The organism is Pseudomonas sp. SWRI51 (assembly GCF_014268825.1).
Lineage (GTDB): Bacteria > Pseudomonadota > Gammaproteobacteria > Pseudomonadales > Pseudomonadaceae > Aquipseudomonas > Aquipseudomonas farsensis.
The window spans coordinates 1-337 of sequence record NZ_JABWRG010000192.1 but is presented as its reverse complement, the minus strand read 5'-3'; the positions used below and the strand labels follow the sequence as shown (position 1 = coordinate 337).

1 protein-coding gene is annotated in these 337 nt (G+C 69.1%); it reads left to right on the top strand.

From position 1 onward, the window contains the following. On the top strand, positions 1–337 hold a 337-nt coding region (locus HU720_RS23970; protein WP_186523637.1), incomplete at both ends, for a condensation domain-containing protein.

Here is a 337-nt window from a genome sequence, read left to right as displayed (position 1 = left end):
AGGAAATCGAGGCCACCTGCGAAGAGGCCCAGCGTAGCCTCGACCTGGCCGAAGGCCCGCTGCTGCGCGCGGTGCTGATCGCCCTGGCCGATGGCACGCAGCGGCTGCTGTTGGTTATCCATCACCTGGTGGTCGACGGTGTGTCGTGGCGGGTGCTGCTCGAAGACCTGCACACTGCCTACCGCCAGGCCCTGACCGGCCAGGCGCCGAAGCTGCCGGCCAAGACCACGGCCTTCAAGGCCTGGGGCGAGCGGCTGCAACAGTACGCTGGCGGCCTGGATGGCGAACTGGGCTACTGGCAGCAGCAACTGGCCGACGCGCCACAAGGCCTGCCCGG